This is a genomic window from Allobosea sp. GW821-FHT03A12 (genome assembly GCF_058986765.1).
This window is the reverse complement of record NZ_JBYSVZ010000006.1, coordinates 109,588-129,082: the sequence shown is the minus strand read 5'-3', so window position 1 is coordinate 129,082 and position 19,495 is coordinate 109,588. Positions and strand designations below refer to the sequence as shown.

Genomic DNA, 19,495 nt, shown 5'->3' with positions numbered 1-19,495 from the left:
TCACGCCGCCTTTGCCGGAGCCGCCGCCGCCAGCCGGCCGGTGGCGTCGAACAGGAAGATGCGGGCGGGATCGAGCCAGGCCGTGACGGCAGCATTTGGCTCCAGTCGCCGCACGCCCGGCACCAGCGCGATCAGGCGGTGGTCGCCGACATCGAGATGGACGAAGGATTCCGAGCCGGTGATCTCGGAGACCGAGACATTCGCCTCGAGTTCGATCGCCGGGGCCGGCAGCGCATCGAGCGCAAGATGATGGGCGCGGAAGCCGATCGTATAGGGCCCGTCGGGCACGCCGGCGAAAGCCCCGGTCGCCGGGATGCTCTGGCCGGTCGAGAGCCTGACCTCGCCGCCCTGCCTGGTTCCGGCGAGCGTGTTGAGCGGCGGATCGGAGAAGACCTGTGCCGTCACGAGATCATCCGGCTGGCGGTAGACCTGCGCCGTCGGCCCGAACTGCGTCACCGTACCCTGGAACAGTGTCGCGGTATTGCCGCCGAGCAGCAGCGCCTCGCTCGGCTCGGTGGTGGCGTAGACGAAGATCGCGCCGGATTCGGCGAAGATGCGCGGCAATTCCTCGCGCAGCTCCTCGCGCAATTTGTAGTCGAGATTGGCGAGCGGCTCGTCGAGCAGCACGAGCTCGGCCCGCTTCACCAGCGCGCGGGCGATCGCGGTGCGCTGCTGCTGGCCGCCGGAGAGTTCGAGCGGCTTGCGCTGGAGATAGGGCTCCAGCCGCAGCAGCGCCGCGGCGCTCTTCACCCGGGTCTCGATCTCGCTCGCCGGCAGGCCGGCGACGCGCAGAGGCGAGGCGATGTTCTCGTAGACCGACAGGGCCGGGTAGTTGATGAACTGCTGGTAGACCATCGCGACATTGCGCTTCTGCACCGGCAGCCCGGTGACGTCGCGGCCCTCGACCAGGACCTTGCCGCTGCTGGGCGCGTCGAGCCCGGCCATCAGGCGCATCAGCGTGGTCTTGCCGGCGAGCGTCGCGCCGAGCAGCACGTTGAGCGAGCCCCTCTCCAGCGTCAGCGAGATGTCGGCGAGCAGGGTCTGCGCGCCGCGCGTCAGGCTGATACTGTCGAGCGTCAGGCTCATCCGCGCGCCTCCATCTTGGCGGAAGCGGGTGGCGAAGCCTTCGCCGCCATGTAGTCGTCGAGCGCCCGGCGCTGCTCGGGCGAGAAGCGCAGGCCAAGCTTACTGCGCCGGAACAGCACGTCCTCGGCGCTCACGGCCCATTCCTGGCTCATCAGCCAGGCGACCTCGTGCTCGGTGAGGTCGGCGCCGAAGACCTGGCCGAGATCGGCCATCGCCTTGGCACCTTCGAGCAGGGTCTCGGCGCGGGTGCCATAGGCGCGGGCGAGCCGGCGCGCCAGCTTGCGCTCGAGCCAGGGGCGGGCGGCGGCGATGCGCTCGACCAATCCCTCGAAGCCCTCGACCGGAAAATCGCCGCCGGGCAGGTGCGCCTTTGCCGTCCATGACGGCGCGCGCAGGGCCGGAACCGCCGCGGACAGCTTCTCGACCGCCGCTTCCGCCAGCCGGCGCGCCGTGGTGATCTTGCCACCGAAGACCGAGAGCAGCGGTGCCGAGCCCGCCGGCTCGTCCAGCGTCAGCACATAGTCGCGCGTCGCCTCCTGCGCCTTGCTGGCACCGTCGTCATAGAGCGGGCGCACGCCGGAATAGGTCCAGACCACGTCCTCGCGCTTGATCGGCTTGCGGAAATACTCGCTCGCCGCGGCGCAGAGATAGGCGATCTCGTCCTCGCTGGCGGCGACCTTGGCCGGATCGCCGTCATAGTCCTTATCGGTGGTGCCGATCAGGGTCAGGTCGCCCTCATAGGGGATGGCGAAGATGATGCGGCCGTCGGCGTTCTGGAAGATGTAGCAGCGATCGTGCTCGAACAGGCGCGGCACCACGATATGGCTGCCCTGGACCAGCCGCACCGAGGCCGGGCGATTGCTGGCGACGATGCCGTTGAGCACGTCGGCGACCCAGGGTCCGGCAGCGTTGACGAGCACGCGCGCGCTCGTCTCGGCCCGGACGCCGTCGGGACCTTCGGTCGTGACCACCCAGAGATCGCCCTGGCGGCGCGCGCCGATGACCTTGGTGCGCGGCAGGATCCTGGCGCCATGCTCGGCCGCGTCGCGGGCATTGAGCACGACGAGGCGGGCATCCTCGACCCAGCAGTCGGAATATTCGAAGGCGCGGTCGAAGCGCGGCTGCAAGGGTTCGCCGGCGGCGTCGCGCTTCAGGTCGAGCGAGCGCGTCGCCGGCAGCAGCTTGCGGCCGCCGAGATGGTCGTAAAGGAAGAGGCCGATCCGCAGCATCCACCAGGGCCGCAGGCCCGCATGGTGCGGCAGCACGAAGCGCAAGGGGCGGATGATGTGCGGCGCTGCGCGCCACATCACCTCGCGCTCGGTCAGCGCCTCGCGGACCAGCCGGAACTCGTAGTGCTCGAGATAGCGCAGCCCGCCATGGATCAGCTTGGTCGAGGCCGAGGACGTCGCGCTGGCGAGATCCGACTGCTCGAACAGCACGACCGAAGCGCCACGCCCGGCCGCATCGCGTGCAATGCCGCAGCCGTTCACGCCGCCGCCGATGATGGCGATGTCGAACACTGGAGCCGTCACACGCTTCCTCCCGCAGGCAGCCCTTTCGGCCGCCTCTTCAACGCACGGTAGAGCGTGATTTTTTTGCGCGCAACGGCAAAACGAAAGTCAAAGTGAAAATTTCAGGTTTCGCTTTGACTGTATGCCGTATGCTCGATCAGCGTTTCGGTTTCGACTACCTTGATGCCCTCACTGCGGCAGAGCTCGCGTAGGGGCGCCGGGTCGAGCCGGTCGGTGACGAAGACGTCGACATCGCGCAGATGGCCGATGCGCACCGGGGCAGAGCGCTCGAACTTGGTGCTGTCGGCGACGAGCAGGCATTGCCTCGCGTTCTCGATGATCGCCTGGGAGACGCGAACCTCGCGATAGTCGAAATCGAGCAGCGCCCCTTCCTCGTCGATGGCGGAGGTGCCGACCACGGCATAGTCGACCTTGAACTGCCGGATCAGGTCGACGGCGGCGGCGCCGATCACGCCGCCATCCGAGCGCCGGACCGGCCCGCCGGCGACGATCACCTCGATGTTCTCATGTGGGTAGAGCAGGGTCGCGACATGCAGGTTGTTGGTGATGACCAGCAGGCCGTGATGGTCGGTGAGCGCGCGCGCGACCTCCTCGGTGGTCGTGCCGATATTGATGAAGAGCGAAGCCTCGTTCGGGATCAGCGCCGCCGCAGCCCGGCCGATCGCCGCCTTCTCATCGCGGGCGATGAAGCGCCGCGCCTCATAGGCGAGGTTCTCGACGCCGGAAGCCACCACCGCCCCGCCATGCACCCGCGACATGATGCGCTGGTCGCAAAGCTGGTTCAGGTCCTTGCGGATGGTCTGGGCGCTGACCTCGTAGCGCGCCGCCAAATCCTCGACATTGACGCGTCCCTGCGCCCTGGCCAGCGCCACGATCTCGCGCTGGCGTGGCGTGATGCTCTCCATATCCGGCTCCTCGTGACGTGGCGCCAAGCTGACCGCGCCGACTGGCACCGTCAACCGCATCGAGTTCGGCGGCTAACGATCGCGGGCGCTGCCGAACGCACTCGCGATGTGCAACCCTGTCAAAAGACATGTGCGTTTGACAGACGCCGCGCTACCGGTCGAACTGTATCGTCTTCACCCCGACTCGAAGGCCCACCTGTGCCGACACAGCTCGACAAGGATGCTCGTTTCCTGCGCGCTGTGCTGGCGGCCTCGGACGACTGCATCAAGGTGATTGGCCTCGACGGCACGCTCGAATTCATGAGCGAGGGCGGTCAGCGCGTGATGGAGGTCCAGGATTTCGAGGCGATCCGCGGCTGTCCATGGATTCAATTTTGGGAAGGCGGCGCTTACCCGGAGGCGCAGGCGGCCTTGGCGGCGGCGCGGTCCGGTAACAGCTACCGCTTCCAGGGGGCGGCCAACACCGCAGCTGGCAATCCGCGCTATTGGGACGTGCAGGTTTCGCCGATCATTGCCGCCGACGGCAAGCCGGAAGCGATTCTTTCCGTCTCGCGCGACATCACGCAGATGCATGCCGGCGAGGAGCGCTATCGCCTGCTGGCGGGCGAATTGAACCATCGCATCAAGAACCTGCTCGCCATGGTCTCGGGGATCGTCAACCAGTCGCTGCGCGGCTCGGACGAGCCGCTCGATATGGTGAAACGACGCCTCTCCGACCGTTTGCAGGCGCTGGCAGCGGCGCAGGACGTCCTGATGATGGCGAGCCGCCACGGCGCCGATCTCACGCAGCTGGTCGAGGTCGTGCTGTCGCCTCACCGCTCCGGCGAGCGCCTCGCCGTCGACGGGCCCTCGGTGACGCTGTCCTCGAAATGCGCGCTGGCGATGGCGCTGGCCCTGCACGAGCTCGGCACCAATGCAGTGAAATACGGCGCGCTCTCGCAGGAAGGCGGCCATGTCGACGTTTCCTGGAGCAACCAGGGCGGCGAATTCCGTTTCCGCTGGCAGGAAAGCGGCGGACCGCCGGTGACGGCGCCGAAGCGGCGCGGCTTCGGCTCGCAGATGATCGAGAAAGTGCTTGGCAGCTATCTCGGCGGCACGGCGCGGCTCGATTTCGCGCCTGATGGTATCGTGCTCTCGCTCGACGCGCCGACCGCGGCCCTCGCGGAAGGCTAGCGGCCGGCCGCGGGCCACTGTATGGCGGCGCGAAACCGGTTAGTCTTGCCGGCAGGTTCCGGCAGGAGGTCGACACGCTGATGCTGAGGAGGTCGCGCCGCGCCGCCATCCTCGTTGCGGGCCTCATCGCGTTCGGGCTCGCCTGCGCCGCCTATTCGCTGAATCGGCGCAGTCATGACGCCGCCGCGCTGGAGGAGGCCGGGAGGACCCTGCACCGCCTGATCTCGCAGCGGGTCGATCAGCACGATGCCCATCTGACCAGCCTGTCGGCGCTGGTTCAGGCCGCCGAGCCGGCGCCGATCGCGACCGTCGAGCAAGTGGCGGCCAGCATCGTCCGCTTCTATCCGCGCATCGTCGGTATCGATGTCGTCGACCTCGCCCTGAGCCCGCCGCGCTCGCTGCTCGACGCGGCCGATCCCGCTGTCGTCGCAGAGGAGGCGCGGCAGGCGGTCGGCTCGAACCTGCGCACGCGTGCCCTCGACGGCGGCAGCAAATTGCTGCTGGTCAAGCGGGCGCTTACCGACGGTGTCGGCCACTATGCACTCGCCCTGATCATCGACATGAACCGGCTCTCGGCGAGCGATACGCCGCTGCCGGACGATGCGCAGGTCCATCTGCGGCTGATTGCGCCGGGCGAGCCAGGCGACCAGCCGCCACGCGCCTTCAGCGCCGAGATCGCCAGCCGTACCCAGCCCTTGCGCCTGACGCTGACAACGAGTGCGCCGAGCTGGCCGCTGCCGCCGCCGGGCTTTCTGGCCCTGGCGGGCCTGCTCGTCGCCCTCGCCACATTCCTGGTCGACCGTCTGCTTGAAGCCCGCAGTGCCGCGAAGGAGGCGGCGCGTAAGGCAGCTCTCGCCGAGCAGGATGCGCGTCTCGCCCATGCCGGGCGGGTCAATGCGATGGGCGAGCTCGCCTCCGGCATCGCCCATGAACTGACCCAGCCCCTTACCGCGATCCTGGGCCAGGCTCAGGCCGGGCGGCGCCTGCTGGCGCAGCCCGATGCGGACCAGGCGGTGCTGACCGGCGCCTTCGAGGCGATCGCGCGCAATGCCCGCCGCGCCGGCGACATCCTTGGGCGCCTGCGCGCCTGGATCAGCAAATCCGAGCCTGTCGTCGAGACGGTCGACCTGACCGAGCTCGCCGGCGAGGTCGTGCACCTCCTTGCCGCGAACACTCTGAGTGCCGGCGCGACGCTGCGGGTCGCCGGCGACGGCAGCCGGCCGCTGGTGCGGGCCGACCGAGTCCAGCTCGAACAGGTCGTCTTCAACCTCGCCCGCAACGGGCTGGAGGCAGTCGAGGGCCGCGACGGCGAGCGCAGCGTGACCATCGAGGTCGGCACGCAAGGGAACGACGCCGTGCTCGCGGTCAGCGACAATGGCCCCGGCCTGTCGCCGGAAGCGCAGGCGCGCCTGTTCGAGCCCTTCTTCACCACCAAGCCGGCCGGCCTCGGGCTCGGCCTTGCCCTCTGCGTGCGCCTGGTCGAGCGCTTCGACGGCACGCTCGCCGCCGAGAATGCCGCCGCGGGCGGCGCGGTCTTCAGTGTCCGCCTGCCGCGCGTCGCGAGCGGGGCTTCGCGGGAGGCGGCCGAATGAGCCGGCAGCTCGTCCATCTGATCGACGACGATTGGGAGGTGCGCGAGGCGCTGAGCTTCCTGCTGCGCACCGTCGGGCTCGAGGTCCAGCCGCATGCCGACGGCGCCGCCTTCCTGGAGGCGCTGCCGGGCTTGCGGCCGGGCTGCATCGTCACCGATATCCGCATGCCGCGCCTGACCGGGCTGAAGCTGCAGGAGCGGCTCGCCGCCGCCCGCTGCCGCTGGCCAGTGGTCGTCATCACCGGCCATGGCGATGTCGAGGCCTGCCGCGCCGCCTTCCGCAACGGCGCCGCCGATTTCCTGACCAAGCCGGTCGATGAGCAGGTGTTGATCGACACCGTCCAGGCGGCGCTGGCGGCGCTCGACGGCATGCTCGCGGCCGAGAGCGGCAGCGCCTCATCGCGTGAAAGGCTCGGCCGCCTGTCGCAGCGCGAGGCCGAGATCCTCGCTCTGATCGCCGAGGGACGCTCGACCAAGGAGATCGCGCGCGCCCTCGCCATCTCGCCGCGCACCGTCGACACGCACCGCGCCCATATCGCCGAGAAGCTGGAGACGACCTCGGTCGCCGAGATGGTCCGACTGCAGCTCGTCGGCGCCGATCGGTAGAACTACGTAAGCTTTGCGCGGATCGCCCGGATGCAAGCGCGGCGCCGGCTTCGGCATTGTCCCCTCACACCGAAACGGTGGTCACCAGAGGGATCGTCATGTCGTTCGCCCGTCTCGCCATCATGTCTGCCGCCATCGCCCTGCCGACGCTCGCCCAGGCCCAGGTTGCGCAGGTTCGCGCCCTGCCGACCGCGCTTGCCGTCGAGCTCGCCCAGGCGACCGTCGCCGCCTGCTCCGCCAAGAACTTCAACGTCGCCGCGACCGTGGTCGACCGCAGCGGCGTCGTGCTCGCCACCATCCGCGCCGATCGCGCCGGTCCGCACACCATCGACGCCAGCCGCGCCAAGGCCTTCACCTCGGTCTCGGCCAAGAACAACACCGGCGCCATGGCCGAAGCCGCCGCCAACAATGCCGGCGCCCGCAACCTCGTCTACATCCCCGGTTTCCTGCTGCTCGGCGGCGGCGTGCCGGTGAAGGTCGGTGACGAGGTCATCGCTGCGGTCGGCGTCGGCGGCGCCCCGGGCGGCCACCTCGACGAGGAATGCGCCAATGCCGGCCTGCAGGCGATTGCCGCCAAGCTGAAGTGACCGGTCTTCAGTGAGGGGGGCGTCAGGGCCGCTGCCGCGAGGCTGCGGCCCTGATCGTTTCAGGCGGCAGGCTTCGCCGTCACGGCGCGCGTCGCCTCATTGGGCATCGCCTTCAGCGTCGCCGCCCAGAACAGCAGCGCGACCGCGGCGATGGCTGCGCCGAGCAGGCTGACGCCGGTCCAGCCGGCATGGGCGTAGACCAGCGTCGAGCTCGACGATCCCAGCGCGCTGCCGATCGAATAGAACACCATGTACCCGGCGGTCAGCCGGCTCTGCGCCTCCGGCCGGACGCGGTAGATCATCGCCTGATTGGTGACGTGCACCGCCTGCAGGCCGAAATCGAGGATCAGCACGCCGGCGATCAGGAAGAGGATCGACTGCGGCAGCAATCCGATCGGCAGCCAGGCGAACAGCATCAATGCGAGCGCGATGCCGGTGAGGCGCTGGCCATGGCCGTGGTCGGTCCAGGCGCCGGCCCGCGCTGCCCCGAGCGCCCCCGCCGCCCCGGCGAGGCCGAACAGGCCGATCGCCGTATGCGACAGCGAGAAGGGCGGGGCGGCGAGCGGCAGCACCAGCGGCGTCAGCAGCGTGGTGACGTCGGCGAAGATCAGCATGGCGATGATCGCGCGGATTTGCAGCACCCGCTCCTGCCGGAACAAGGTGAAGAGCGAGCCGATCAGGCGCGGATAGGAGAGCTGCGCCGACGGCTTGCGCTCGGCCGGCAAATTCCAGAACAGGATCGCGGCGATGATCAGCGTCGCCACCGCCGAGAGCAGATAGACTGCCCGCCAGCCCGAGATGTCGGCCGTCGCGCCGGCTATGGCGCGGGCGAGCAGGATGCCGAGCACGATTCCGCTCGTGACCGAGCCGACGACCTGACCGCGTTCCTCCGGTCGTGCCAAGCTCGCGGCATAGGCGACGAAGGCCTGGGTCACCACGGCGAGGAAACCCATCGCCGCCATCGCTGCGAGCAGCATCGCACCCGAGACCGAGACGGCGACGCAGATCAGCGCCGCGACCGAGAGCAGCGATTGCAGCACGACCAGCTTGCGCCGGTCGACGAGGTCGCCGAGCGGCACCAGCAGGATCAGCCCGAGCCCGTAACCGAGCTGCGTCGCACCGACGACGAGGCCGACCGTGGCACGCGAGAGCTTGAGATCGTCGGCGATGATGTCGAGCAGCGGATGGGCGAAATAGGCGTTGGCGACAGCAAGCCCGCTCGCCACCGCGAAGAGCAGGATCATGCCGGCCGAGAGCTGCGCTGTCGGATGAGGGGATAACGGGCGTGCGTCAGCGCTCGCGGCGCCGGCGGGCGCCGCCGCAGGGTCCAGTCGCATGGGTGGGTCTCCGCTAGATAGGTTTCATTATGAAACTCATTGCGGTGTAACGACGTCGGTTTTATCTTGCAACTGAAGAGCGATCACGGAGCCTTGAGGAGAGCGTCGCAACGATGGTGAAGCGCCGCAGCCTGGTCAGCGATTATTGCCCAAGCGCGCGGGCGCTCGACGCGATCGGCGACTGGTGGTCGCTGCTGATCGTGCGCGACGCCTTCGACGGCATGACCCGCTTCAGCGAGTTCCAGAAGAGCCTTGGCATCGCCCGCAACATCCTTTCCGAGCGGCTGCGCACGCTGACCGCGCGCGGCATCCTCGAAGCCGTCCCGGCCGCGACCGGCGGGGCACGCCAGGAATACCGTTTGACCGCCAAGGGTCGCGATCTCTTCCCGGTGATGGTGGCGCTGAGGCAATGGGGCGAGCAGCATCTGTTCGGGCCAGGCGAGCAGCATTCCTCGCTGATCGAGCGCGACAGCGGTCGCAAAGTCACGCTGACCGTGCAGACCGAGGATGGCAGGCCGATCGATGCCGAGGGTGCGATGATCCTGAAGGTGCCGGAGCAGGAGGCGGGGGGCTAGTCGAGCGAGGCCGGCTCCGCTTTGGGCAGCTTGGCGCGATAGAGCAGCTTCCAGGCATCGGCGCCGAGCGCGAAATCCTTGCATCTGAGGTCGGCGATCCGGCGGCCGCCTCTGGCGATGCGAATGCCGTCGCGCTCGCCCTGTCCCCGCACGATGATCGAGTACAGCGTGTAGCGGGTCTCGCCGCGGCTGAAGCGGACGATATCGCCGGCGAAGCCGGCATCGCCGACGGCGGCAGTGCTGAAAGCCTGGTCCGGCGGCAAAGGCCTGTCCGGATGCGTCAGCTCGATCGCGTCCTTGCGGCCGAAGCGATAGCTCAGGCTGCCCTGGCTCGGACCGATATCGCGGGAGGCGCAGAGGGAGGCGACCTTGCCGCCGATGGCGCAGGAGAAGATCGCCACCTCGCCAGCCTGGCACAGCGAAGGACGCGTATCGGCCCAGGCGGCGTTGCAGGCGAGGACAGCCGCCAGAGTGACGAGACAGCGCAGATGCATCATTTCAACCAGAGCCTGAGCGGGATTTTTCCGGCCTTGCCGCAATCGGCGAAGGCGACGCCATCCTCGGCCAGGGTGCCGGTGACCGCACAGCTCTCCTCGCCGATCACCAGAATCGCGGCATAGCGCTGGCCATCGCGCCGCAGGTTGAGCGTGCCGGCTTTCTCGGCGACCTCGCCCGGCCCGCACATGGCGAGATGCTTCAAGGTCACCGGTCCGGCGAAATCGCGCTTGCGCTTGGAAGCGGCGGGCTCCGCCGCGGCGAGCGTCGCCGTCACCGCCCATTCGCCGGCATAGCCATAGCGGCCGGTCAGCTCGAGCGCTTCGGCGGCGATCGGCATCATCGGCAACAGGGCCAGGAGCAGATGCGCGCGCATAATCCCTCGCAGTGGAGGGCCCATGCTAGCCGCAGCATGTGGCTCGCGCGAATCCAGGGCTGCACCCACTTCGCGGCGGCCTTGCGTCCCCGACTCTGGCGCATAGCCAAGCCGAGCCTTATCCTCTGGCATTCCCCAAGCACAGGACGGACAGGTGCCGATGGACAAGCGGGTCGAGACGCCGCCGGCGCAGGCGGCGCTTTCCCATGCCGATATCCGGTCGATCCTGATCGGGACCATGCTCGCCATGTTTCTGGCGGCGCTCGACCAGACCATCGTCGCGACCGCGATGCCGACGATCGGCCGCGAACTCGGCGACGTCGCTCATCTGCCCTGGGTCGTCACTGCCTATCTGCTCGCCGCGACCGCGGTGACACCGCTCTACGGCAAGTTCGCCGACATCCATGGCCGGCGCGTCACCATGCTCGGCGGCATCGTGATCTTCGTGATCGGCTCGGTCGCCTGCGCGCTGGCGCCGTCGCTCTGGCTGCTGGTCGCCGCCCGCTTCGTGCAGGGGCTCGGCGGCGGCGGCCTGATGGCCATGGCGCAGACCATCGTCGGCGACATGGTCCCGCCCAAGGAGCGCGGCAAGTACCAGGTCTATTTCGCCAGCGTCTTCTTCACCTCCTCGCTGCTCGGGCCGGTGCTCGGCGGCATGATCGCCGAGGCGCTGCACTGGTCGGTGATCTTCTGGATCAATCTGCCGCTCGGACTCGGTGCCTATTGGATGACCGACAAGGCCCTGCAGCGCCTGCCGCGGCATGAGCGGCCGCACAAGCTCGACGTGCTCGGCGCGCTGCTGATGACCGGGGCGACGATGACGCTGCTGCTAGCGTTGTCCTGGGGCGGTACGCATTATCCCTGGGGCTCGCCGCCGATCCTCGGGCTGGTCGCTGGTTCGGTCCTGCTCTGGCTCTGCTTCGCCTGGCGCCTGCGCACGGCGGCCGAGCCGCTGATCCCGCTGACGGTCCTGGCCAATCCGGTGGTGCGCAATGCCACCGTCGCCGCCGGCTTCGGCATGGGCACGTTCATCGGCCTCACCATCTACCTGCCGCTCTATTTCGAGACGGTCATGGGCCTGTCCGCCGCCAATTCCGGGCTCGGCTTGATCCCCCTGACCTGCGGCACCGTCTTCGGCGCGACCTCCTCCGGTCGGGCGATGGGCAAGCTGACCCACTACAAGCGCGTGCCGGTCGCGGGCTTGAGCCTCGCGCTCGTCGGCACGGCCGTGCTGATCGCCTATGGCGACCAGCTGCCGCTCTGGGCCTTCGGGCTTGTCCTCGCCTTGATCAGCGTCGGCTTCGGCATGCTCCTGCCGGTCGCGACCGTCTCGATCCAGAACGCGGTGCCGATGCACCAGCTCGGCACGGTCACCGGCACGGCGAACTTCTTCCGCCAGATCGGCGGGGCGCTGATCGTCGCCATCTTCGGCGCGATCGTGCTCGGCGGCCTCGGCGCCAGCGGCCCCGGGCTCTCGGCCGAGACGCTCAAGGCCGGCGGCGTCGATCGCGCCACCATGGTCGGTCTGTTCCGCTATGTCTTTGCTGCAAGCTTCGCGGGATTCGCCCTCGCGCTGCTCTTCCTGCTACGCATGAAGGAGCTGCCGCTGCGCGGTTCGGCCCTCGCGGCTGCGAAGGAGGTGGCGGGGGAGTAGGGCATCGGACCGAAAAGTGGGATCCACTTTTCGGACCAATCCGATGCTCATGCCTTACGGAACGGGCCGCCTCGTCGCGCGTTTGCCGCAAGCCCGTCACAGAGCGGCGGCAGCTTGTCTCGTCGCGTCAGAGGAGTGCGCCATGTCCGATCTCGTCGTCATCGTCTATCCGACCGAAGCCAGGGCCGAGGAAATGCGGCAGAAGCTGTTCGGCCTGCAGAAGGAATACCTGATCCAGATCAGCGACGCCGCGATCGCGGTGATGCACGAGGACGGCAAGGTCAAGCTCAACCAGCTGCTCAACACCACCGCGCTCGGGGCGGCCTCGGGAGGCTTCTGGGGGCTGCTGATCGGCGCGATCTTCCTGATGCCGATCTTCGGCGCAGCGATCGGCGCGGCCTCCGGCGCGCTCGGTGGCGCGCTGAGCGACTACGGCGTCAATGACGCCTTCATGAAGGAGCTGTCCGCCAGCCTGCAGCCGGGCAATGCCGCGCTCTTCGTGCTGATCCAGAAGATGACGGGCGACAAGGTGCTCGAGGCGATCAAGGGCACTGGCGGCGTCGTGCTGAAGACCTCGCTCGACCACTCGCAGGAACAGGCGCTGCGCGACGCGCTCGCCGCCTCGCCGGCGGCGCAGCGGCAGGAGCTGGCGCCGGGTTCGACCGAGCCGACGCCGAACCCGATCCCCGGCGCCTGAGTCGAGGACCGGCTTCCGCTACCGCCGCTTGAAGCTCTGCTTGGCGATGGTGAGGGTGATGGTGCGGCCGGTCTCGGCCGAGCCCGTCATGCTTTGCGCCTCGAGCTCGGCGCCGATGCCGGTGAGGCGCAGGCCGGCGGGGTCGTCGGGCAGGCTCCAGCTCTGCGTGTCGGCGTGGAAGGCGAGCGGCTGGTCGAAGCGGCCGCCCGCTCCGGCCAGGAAGGCGTTGATCTGGCCGACCGTGCCGGCCTTGGTCTGATCGAGCCTGACCCGGTAGAGCGCACGCCGGCCGATCAGATCGAGCTCGACCCCGATGATGAGATGCTCGGCCGGGTGACGCGTATAGATGCTGGTCGAGGAGACGCTGCGGCGATCGATCGCCGCCTCGCCCTGCATGCGGATGACGCCGCCCGCATCCGTGGAGAGCTGCTGCCCGGCACCGGGCGCGCTGATCTCGGCGTCCGAACCGATCGCGACCCGAACGCTGCGGCCGGCCAGCGGCTTGCCGGCCTCGTCGACGAGCTTCAGGGTCAACGCGACCGGCTCGGCCTGCGCTGTCGTCGATGCCAGGGAAAACAAGGAGAGGAAAGCGGCGCTCAGAAGCGTCTTCATCGGCTCCGCCCCGCCATCCTCAGTCGCGCAGCAGTTCGTTGATGCCGGTCTTGGCTCGGGTCTGGGCGTCGACCGTCTTGACGATCACGGCGCAGTAGAGCGAGGGGCCGGGCGTGCCGTCATTCAGCGGCTTGCCCGGCAGCGAGCCGGCGACCACGACGGAGTAGGGCGGCACCTTGCCGACATGGACCTGGCCGGTGGCGCGATCGACGATCTTGGTCGTCGCCGAGATGAACACGCCCATGGCGAGCACCGAGCCCTCACCGACGACCACGCCCTCGACCACCTCGGAGCGGGCGCCGATGAAGCAGTTGTCCTCGATGATCGTCGGGTTGGCCTGCAGCGGCTCAAGCACGCCGCCGATGCCGACGCCGCCCGAGAGATGGACGTTCTTGCCGATCTGGGCGCAGGAGCCAACCGTAGCCCAGGTGTCGACCATGGTGCCGGAATCGACATAGGCGCCGATGTTGACGAAGGACGGCATCAGGATGACGTTCGGGGCAAGATAGGAGCCCTTGCGCGCCGCCGCCGGCGGCACGATGCGGAAGCCCGCGGCGCGGAAGCGGTTCTCGCCCCAGCCGGCAAACTTCGACGGCACCTTGTCCCAGAACACGCCGTCGCCCGGGCCGTGCGCCATGATCTCGTTGTCGGCGAGACGGAAGGAGAGCAGCACCGCCTTCTTCAGCCACTGATTCGTGATCCAGTCGCCGCCGACCTTCTCGGCGACGCGGGCCTGGCCGGAATCGAGCAGCTCGATCGCCTGCGCGACGGCCTCGCGCACGGCGCCCTTGGTGCCGAGGCCGATCTCGGCCCGGTTCTCCCAGGCGGCGTCGATGGTGGCGGCGAGGTCGGTCAGGGACATGGAGCGGCTCTCTCTCGTCATGGTCGGGCTCGTGCCGACCATCCACGCCTGGCGGACGCGGATGAAAAGGGGAAGACGTGGCGGCTCGGGACGGACCCGAGCGTGACGGGCTGAGCGATGGCGGAAGCCCGCGGCGCCGTCAAGGCAAAGCGGGATCGCTGGCAGCCCATCCATGTTACAATGCGAACAGGCTTAACGTGGCGGAGGCGAAGATGGCCCGGACCCTGATTGCTCTTCTCGTCCTCGGTTTCGTAGGCGCGGCGCAGGCGCAGGGGCGGCCGCAATCGCCGGCGCGCAGCTGCGAGGCCAACCGCCAGAGCGTTATCGCCAATGGTGCGATCGTGCTCGGCACCGGCGGCTACACCTATGACCGCTTCGTGCGCGACCGCAGCTTTTGCCAGTTCGACGAAACTGTTTTTCCAGCCTGGGTGCCGGCCCGCGATACGCCGCAATGCTTCGTCGGCTACCGCTGCAAGAACGCTTCGCCCTGGGACGATTGAGACCGCCTCAGAAACCCGTGCGCTGGCGGATCGCCGCCGCCAGCGTGCCGTCGTCGAGATAGTCGAGCTCGCCGCCGACCGGCACGCCATGGGCGAGCTTGGTCACCTTGACCTGAAGATGTGCCAGCAGGTCGGTGATGAAATGCGCCGTGGTCTGGCCCTCGACCGTGGCGTTGAGCGCCAGGATCACTTCCTTCACCGCAGGTTCCGAGGCGCGCGCCACCAGTGCGTCGAGCGAGAGGTTTTCCGGCCTTATGCCGTCGAGCGCCGAGAGCACGCCGCCGAGCACGTGATAACGTCCGCCGACCGCGCCCGAGCGCTCCAGCGCCCAGAGATCGGCGATATCGGCGACGACGACGATCAGGCTGTCGTCGCGGCGCGGATCACGGCAAAGCCCGCAGGGGTCGCTGGTGTCGACATTGCCGCAGGTCGAGCAGACGACGATGCGCTCGCGCGCCACCGCCATCGCCTCCGAGAGGGGGCCGAGCAATTGCTCGCGCTTCTTGACGAGATGGAGCGCGGCGCGACGGGCCGAACGCGGGCCCAGGCCCGGCAGCTTGGCCAAGAGCTGGATCAGGCGCTCGATCTCGGGGCCGGCGATGGCTTTCGACATGGGTCTCTAGGGCGTCATGGTCGGCCTCGGGCCGACCATCTCAGGACAAGAGGGCTCTTCTGCGAGAGATGCTCGGGCCTTACCCGAACATGACGCTGCTCTAGCTCAGAACAGCTTCATGCCGGGCGGGATCGGCAGGCCGCGGGTGACCTCGGCCATCCGCTCCTGCACCGAGCGCTCGGCCTTGTTGCGGGCATCATTGCTGGCGGAGATGACGAGATCCTCGAGAATCTCCTCCTCGCCCTGAACCATCAGGCTCGGGTCGATCTTCACCGATTTCAGCACGTTCTTGGCGGTCATCACCACCTTGACCAGGCCGCCGCCGGCCGAGCCCTCGAATTCGAGGGTGTCGAGCTGGGCCTGCATCTCGGCCATCTTCTTCTGCATGTCCTGTGCCTGCTTCATCAGGCCCATCATGTCGCGCATGGCGGCGCTCCCTTTGCGGTCAGTTGTCGGTCAAGAACTCGATGCCGTCGAAATCGGGCTCGCTGTCGTCGAAGAGCGGCTCGAATTCGGGCAGGTCCTCGTCGCCGCCTGTGGCGGTGGCTGACGCCTCGGCTTCGGCGGCGCGGGGATCGCGGACATCGACGATGCGCGCGCCCGGGAAGCGCTCCATCACGGCGCGGACGGCCGGATGATTCGCCGCATCGTTCTCGCGCTTGTCGCGGGCCGCCATCGCCTGCTCGCGCAGGGTCGCCGAGCCCTCGGCATTGACGATGGCGACCAGCCAGGTCTGGCCGGTCCATTCCTTCAGCCGCTTCGACAGGTCGTTGGCGAGCAGGCGATTGCCGTGCTCGGCCAGAGCGAACTCGATCCGCCCCTGCTCGAAGCGCACCAGCCGGACATCGCGCTCCAGCGCCAGCTTCATCGTGATGTCGCGATGGCGTGAGGCGAGCGCGACGACCTCTTCGAAGCTCTGCGGCTGGGGCAGGGCACTGGCGCGCGGCTGCGCGGCCGGCGCCGCGGTCGGCATCGGATTGGCGCTGGCCAGCACCGGACGGGCCGCGAGCGCGGTCGCGCCGCCGCCCGAAGGCGGACGCGGCGCAGGCGAGCCGTTGCCGCCGCCATTGCCGGTTCCTTGGCCGCTGCCGTCGCGCAGCATCCGCAGCGCCTCGTCCGGTGTCGGCAGGTCGGCAGCATGGGCGAGGCGCACCAGCGCCATTTCGGCCGCCATCACCGGCCGGTCGGCCTGGCGGACCTCGCCGATCGCCTTCAGCAGCATCTGCCAGGCCCGCGCCAGCACACGGATCGACAGGCGCTGGGCGAAATCGGCGCCGCGCACCCGCTCGGCCTGGGACAGGCTGGAATCCTTGGCGGCATCCGGCACCAGCTTGAGGCGGGTGACGAGATGGCTGAACTCGGCGAGGTCGGAGAGGACGACCGCCGGATCGGCGCCGGCGTCGTACTGCGCCCGAAGCTCGGTCAGCGCCCCCGCTATGTCGCCCTTCATCACCAGTTCGAACAGGTCGATGACGCGCGCCCGGTCGGAGAGGCCGAGCATGCTGCGGACCTCCTCCAGCGTGATCCGGCCGCCGGCATGGGCGATCGCCTGGTCGAGGATCGAGAGCGAATCACGCACCGAGCCCTCGGCGGCGCGTGCCACGGCGGCGAGCGCTTCCTCTTCGGCCTCGATGCCTTCCGCCCGGCAGATCTTGTCGAGATGCCCGACCAGCAGCGCCGCATCGACGCGGCGCAGATCGAAGCGCTGGCAGCGCGACAGCACCGTCACCGGAACCTTCCGGATCTCGGTGGTTGCGAAGATGAATTTTGCGTGCGGCGGCGGCTCCTCCAGCGTCTTCAGGAAGGCGTTGAAGGCGCCTCCCGAGAGCATGTGGACCTCGTCGATGATGTAGACCTTGTAGCGCGCCGAGACCGGGGCGTAGCGCACCGCGTCGTTGATCTGGCGGACATTGTCGACGCCGTTGTTCGAGGCGGCGTCGATCTCCATCACGTCGATGTGCCGGCCTTCGACGATCGCCTGGCAATGCACGCCGAATTGCGAGAGGTCGGTGGTCGGGGCGCCGCTGCCGTCGGCGTTCTGGTAGTTCAGGGCGCGGGCGAGGATGCGCGCCGTCGTGGTCTTGCCGACGCCGCGTACGCCGGTCAGCATCCAGGCCTGCGGGATACGGCCGGCCGCGAAGGCGTTGGTCAGCGTCCGGACCATGGCGTCCTGGCCGATCAGGTCGCCGAAATGCGCCGGCCGGTATTTGCGCGCCAGCACGCGATAGCCGGCGGGCGCAGCGGCCGGGGCTGGGCCCAAGGCCATGCCGGGAAAACCCGGCTCGTCGGCGGGGACGGTCTCGTCGGTCATGCCCCTGCTTTCGCCAATCGCGGCGCGCCGGTCAACGCCGCTCTGTCATAGGAGGGCGCGAACACGTCAGGAATGTGAGGGAGCGCGGTTCACGCATATCGAGCGCAGCCAATGCTTGCGCTGAAGTAGGAGGTTGGACGAAGACCCGTTCGGTCTCGTTACGGCTGCTTCCTTCCGGACCTGACCGGGTTGGCGAGTGAGACGTCCCTCGCCAACCTCCCGGGCGCTATATTGTGCATGTCGAGCCACAGCGCAACCCGGCTCTGCGCTTCAATCCTGCTTGGTCTGCCCGTTCGGGCGGTTTTCCTCCTGGGCCGCGAAGACGTTCTGGGCGTAGGCGTCGAGGATCGTCTCGGAACGCGCCAGCCGTTCGGTAGCCTCGCCGCCGCGCGGCGCCCTGTAGAAATCGAGCTTCCGGATCTTCTCGATCCAGGTCTTGAACTTGATCAGCTCCTGCTCGTTCTCCCCCAGTTCCGCGAAGGTGAAGTGCCGGACACGGGTCTCCTCGGCGATCTCCACTTCGAAGGCGACGCATTTCTCGATGAACTCCTTGTACTCGTCGTCGCGGTCGGCGTTGAAGCGGGCGATGATCTTATCCTGCTGCTTCTGGTCGAGCCCAGTGGTCGCGAGCAGCAGCGCCTCCCCCTCCGCCTCGGTGATCTCGTTCTCCAGCACCTTGAGGCGGCGCAGATGGTCGTCGGTCTTCGGCAGCAGGCAGACGCCGCCCTGCAGGTAGATCGCGCCCATGCCTTTCAGCTTGCGCCAGACCGAGACACGCCGCCGCGCCGGCTCGGCAGGGAGCTTGTAGGTGAGGAGAAGCCATTCCAAGGACATGGATGAACCTAACTAATGTTACGGTCGTTACACAGATATGTGACTGGCCGTTATGTTACGTAGGTTCCATTGTGACGGTCATGGGAGCTGTTGACCAGCCTCCCGCTGCCTCGGGAGGCAATCGACATGACATGGGCTACAGCCTTTCCCGCGATCTCCGCCGCTTTCCTTGCGTCCTTGGTCGAGGTGGTCGAAGCCTTCACCATCGTGCTTGCGGTGGGGATGGTGCGGGGCTGGCGGCCGGCTCTGACCGGAGCGGCGGCGGCGCTCGCGGTGCTGGCTGCGCTGGTGCTTGGCCTCGGCCCGCTTCTCGAACGGGTTCCCCTGCAGGCGTTGCAGCTGACAATCGGAGTGCTGCTGCTGTTGTTCGGATTGCGCTGGCTGCGCAAGGCAATCCTGCGGTCGGCTGGAATCGTCCCGTTGCATGACGAGGACGCGGCCTTCTCGAAGCAGGCCACGGCACTCGCCCAGACCGGGCCGTCGGGCCGGCACCATGACTGGATCGCCGGGCTGACCGCGTTCAAGGCAGTGGTGCTGGAGGGCATCGAGGTCGTGTTCATCGTCATCGCGGTCGGTGCCGGGCGCGGCCTCGTCTGGCCGGCGAGCCTAGGGGCGCTCGCCGCCTGCTTGCTCGTGCTCGCGATCGGCGTCGTCGTCCACAAGCCGCTCGCGCGGGTGCCGGAGAACACGCTGAAATTCGGTGTCGGGGTCATGCTCTCGGCCTTCGGCGTCTACTGGACGGGCGAAGGGCTCGGTGTGCCGTGGCCGGGGCACGACCTCGCCATCCTGGCCTTCGTCGCGTTGTTCCTCGCTGTCGGGATCACCACCACCGCGCTGCTGCGCCGCCTCGTCATGGAGCCCGCCCGATGAATCTGCTCCAATCGATCTGCCGCGAGCTCGTCGGTCTCTTTGTCGACGACGAGTTCCTGGCACTCGCCGTGCTCGGCGTCGTCGGCCTCGCGGCGCTCTCGGCTTTCTGGCTGGCGCTGCCTGCGCTCGTGACAGGCGCCGTTCTGCTGGTCGGCTGCATCATGGTCCTGGTGGCGAGCGCGCTGCGGGCGCGCGAGCGCTGAGCGCCCGGTCCGGATCCCGCAGGGCGAGCGCGCGGCTTCGTCGCAGGATGCGTCTTCGGCATTGACTCGGGGTCCC

At 68.5% G+C, this 19,495-nt stretch carries 22 protein-coding genes and 1 other RNA gene; 10 read left to right on the top strand and 13 right to left on the bottom strand.

Annotated elements, in window-relative coordinates:
- The 3 genes from AC3WLC_RS22930 to AC3WLC_RS22920 form a co-directional block, all read right to left on the bottom strand.
- The gene (locus tag AC3WLC_RS22930) at positions 1-1,086 is read right to left on the bottom strand and encodes an ABC transporter ATP-binding protein (RefSeq protein WP_493686224.1); all 1,086 of its coding nucleotides are present in this window, start codon (positions 1,084-1,086) and stop codon (positions 1-3) included.
- Positions 1,083-2,618: a glycerol-3-phosphate dehydrogenase gene (glpD, locus tag AC3WLC_RS22925; protein WP_493686223.1), complete on the bottom strand. Its 1,536-nt coding sequence runs from the start codon at positions 2,616-2,618 to the stop codon at positions 1,083-1,085. Before glpD ends, AC3WLC_RS22930 begins: the two co-directional genes overlap by 4 nt.
- 101 nt (positions 2,619-2,719) lie before the next feature.
- The gene (locus AC3WLC_RS22920) at positions 2,720-3,523 is read right to left on the bottom strand and encodes a DeoR/GlpR family DNA-binding transcription regulator (protein WP_493686222.1); all 804 of its coding nucleotides are present in this window, start codon (positions 3,521-3,523) and stop codon (positions 2,720-2,722) included.
- Between the two features lie 198 nt (positions 3,524-3,721).
- Between AC3WLC_RS22920 and AC3WLC_RS22915 the strand changes: the two genes are divergently transcribed.
- From AC3WLC_RS22915 to AC3WLC_RS22900, 4 genes are all read left to right on the top strand, one after another.
- A complete protein-coding gene (locus AC3WLC_RS22915; RefSeq protein WP_493686221.1) occupies positions 3,722-4,696 on the top strand; it encodes a sensor histidine kinase in 975 nt (324 codons plus the stop codon).
- Positions 4,697-4,776: 80 nt separating this feature from the next.
- Positions 4,777-6,288 (top strand): sensor histidine kinase, encoded by a 1,512-nt coding sequence (locus AC3WLC_RS22910; protein ID WP_493686220.1) that lies wholly within the window; start codon positions 4,777-4,779, stop codon positions 6,286-6,288.
- Entirely contained in the window at positions 6,285-6,893 is a 609-nt protein-coding gene (locus tag AC3WLC_RS22905; RefSeq protein WP_493686219.1) for a response regulator transcription factor, read from the top strand. Before AC3WLC_RS22910 ends, AC3WLC_RS22905 begins: the two co-directional genes overlap by 4 nt.
- Positions 6,894-6,991: 98 nt before the next feature.
- Entirely contained in the window at positions 6,992-7,480 is a 489-nt protein-coding gene (locus AC3WLC_RS22900; RefSeq protein WP_493686218.1) for a GlcG/HbpS family heme-binding protein, read from the top strand.
- Positions 7,481-7,539: 59 nt separating this feature from the next.
- Here AC3WLC_RS22900 and AC3WLC_RS22895 read toward each other — a convergent pair whose 3' ends face one another.
- The gene (locus AC3WLC_RS22895) at positions 7,540-8,817 is read right to left on the bottom strand and encodes an MFS transporter (RefSeq protein ID WP_493686217.1); all 1,278 of its coding nucleotides are present in this window, start codon (positions 8,815-8,817) and stop codon (positions 7,540-7,542) included.
- A 113-nt stretch (positions 8,818-8,930) separates the two neighbouring features.
- Between AC3WLC_RS22895 and AC3WLC_RS22890 the strand changes: the two genes are divergently transcribed.
- Positions 8,931-9,392, top strand: a complete 462-nt coding sequence (locus AC3WLC_RS22890) for a winged helix-turn-helix transcriptional regulator (protein WP_493686216.1) — start codon at positions 8,931-8,933, stop codon at positions 9,390-9,392.
- Here the strand turns inward: AC3WLC_RS22890 and AC3WLC_RS22885 are convergent.
- A complete protein-coding gene (locus AC3WLC_RS22885) occupies positions 9,389-9,886 on the bottom strand; it encodes a KH domain-containing protein (RefSeq protein ID WP_493686215.1) in 498 nt (165 codons plus the stop codon). The genes AC3WLC_RS22890 and AC3WLC_RS22885 overlap by 4 nt on opposite strands.
- Complete coding sequence (locus AC3WLC_RS22880; RefSeq protein ID WP_493686214.1) at positions 9,886-10,263, bottom strand: hypothetical protein; 378 nt, start codon at positions 10,261-10,263, stop codon at positions 9,886-9,888. Before AC3WLC_RS22880 ends, AC3WLC_RS22885 begins: the two co-directional genes overlap by 1 nt.
- 160 nt (positions 10,264-10,423) lie before the next feature.
- Between AC3WLC_RS22880 and AC3WLC_RS22875 the strand changes: the two genes are divergently transcribed.
- Complete coding sequence (locus AC3WLC_RS22875; protein ID WP_493686645.1) at positions 10,424-11,917, top strand: MDR family MFS transporter; 1,494 nt, start codon at positions 10,424-10,426, stop codon at positions 11,915-11,917.
- 142 nt (positions 11,918-12,059) lie between these two features.
- Positions 12,060-12,614, top strand: a complete 555-nt coding sequence (locus AC3WLC_RS22870) for a DUF1269 domain-containing protein (protein WP_346358473.1) — start codon at positions 12,060-12,062, stop codon at positions 12,612-12,614.
- 18 nt (positions 12,615-12,632) lie between these two features.
- On the opposite strand, the gene AC3WLC_RS22865 is transcribed toward AC3WLC_RS22870, so the two are convergent.
- Both AC3WLC_RS22865 and dapD read right to left on the bottom strand, forming a co-directional pair.
- Positions 12,633-13,226, bottom strand: a complete 594-nt coding sequence (locus AC3WLC_RS22865; protein ID WP_493686213.1) for a hypothetical protein — start codon at positions 13,224-13,226, stop codon at positions 12,633-12,635.
- A gap of 19 nt (positions 13,227-13,245) precedes the next feature.
- Positions 13,246-14,088: a 2,3,4,5-tetrahydropyridine-2,6-dicarboxylate N-succinyltransferase gene (gene dapD, locus AC3WLC_RS22860; protein ID WP_493686212.1), complete on the bottom strand. Its 843-nt coding sequence runs from the start codon at positions 14,086-14,088 to the stop codon at positions 13,246-13,248.
- 212 nt (positions 14,089-14,300) lie between these two features.
- Here dapD and AC3WLC_RS22855 point away from each other — a divergent pair, with 212 nt between their 5' ends.
- Positions 14,301-14,588 (top strand): hypothetical protein, encoded by a 288-nt coding sequence (locus tag AC3WLC_RS22855; protein WP_493686211.1) that lies wholly within the window; start codon positions 14,301-14,303, stop codon positions 14,586-14,588.
- Between the two features lie 7 nt (positions 14,589-14,595).
- On the opposite strand, the gene recR is transcribed toward AC3WLC_RS22855, so the two are convergent.
- From recR to AC3WLC_RS22830, 5 genes are all read right to left on the bottom strand, one after another.
- Positions 14,596-15,201, bottom strand: a complete 606-nt coding sequence (gene recR / locus AC3WLC_RS22850; protein ID WP_493686210.1) for a recombination mediator RecR — start codon at positions 15,199-15,201, stop codon at positions 14,596-14,598.
- Between the two features lie 105 nt (positions 15,202-15,306).
- Positions 15,307-15,627, bottom strand: a complete 321-nt coding sequence (locus AC3WLC_RS22845; protein WP_137882796.1) for a YbaB/EbfC family nucleoid-associated protein — start codon at positions 15,625-15,627, stop codon at positions 15,307-15,309.
- 19 nt (positions 15,628-15,646) lie between these two features.
- On the bottom strand, positions 15,647-17,512 hold the full coding sequence (locus tag AC3WLC_RS22840; RefSeq protein ID WP_493686209.1) for a DNA polymerase III subunit gamma/tau: 1,866 nt from the start codon (positions 17,510-17,512) through the stop codon (positions 15,647-15,649).
- A 124-nt stretch (positions 17,513-17,636) separates the two neighbouring features.
- Positions 17,637-17,733, bottom strand: an RNA gene (ffs, locus tag AC3WLC_RS22835) — signal recognition particle sRNA small type.
- Between the two features lie 49 nt (positions 17,734-17,782).
- Positions 17,783-18,346 (bottom strand): Chromate resistance protein ChrB, encoded by a 564-nt coding sequence (locus AC3WLC_RS22830; protein ID WP_493686208.1) that lies wholly within the window; start codon positions 18,344-18,346, stop codon positions 17,783-17,785.
- Positions 18,347-18,472: 126 nt separating this feature from the next.
- Between AC3WLC_RS22830 and AC3WLC_RS22825 the strand changes: the two genes are divergently transcribed.
- Together AC3WLC_RS22825 and AC3WLC_RS22820 are read left to right on the top strand one after the other, a co-directional pair.
- Complete coding sequence (locus AC3WLC_RS22825; RefSeq protein ID WP_493686207.1) at positions 18,473-19,216, top strand: COG4280 domain-containing protein; 744 nt, start codon at positions 18,473-18,475, stop codon at positions 19,214-19,216.
- The gene (locus AC3WLC_RS22820; protein WP_493686206.1) at positions 19,213-19,419 is read left to right on the top strand and encodes a hypothetical protein; all 207 of its coding nucleotides are present in this window, start codon (positions 19,213-19,215) and stop codon (positions 19,417-19,419) included. Before AC3WLC_RS22825 ends, AC3WLC_RS22820 begins: the two co-directional genes overlap by 4 nt.
- The last annotated feature ends 76 nt before the right edge of the window (positions 19,420-19,495 follow it).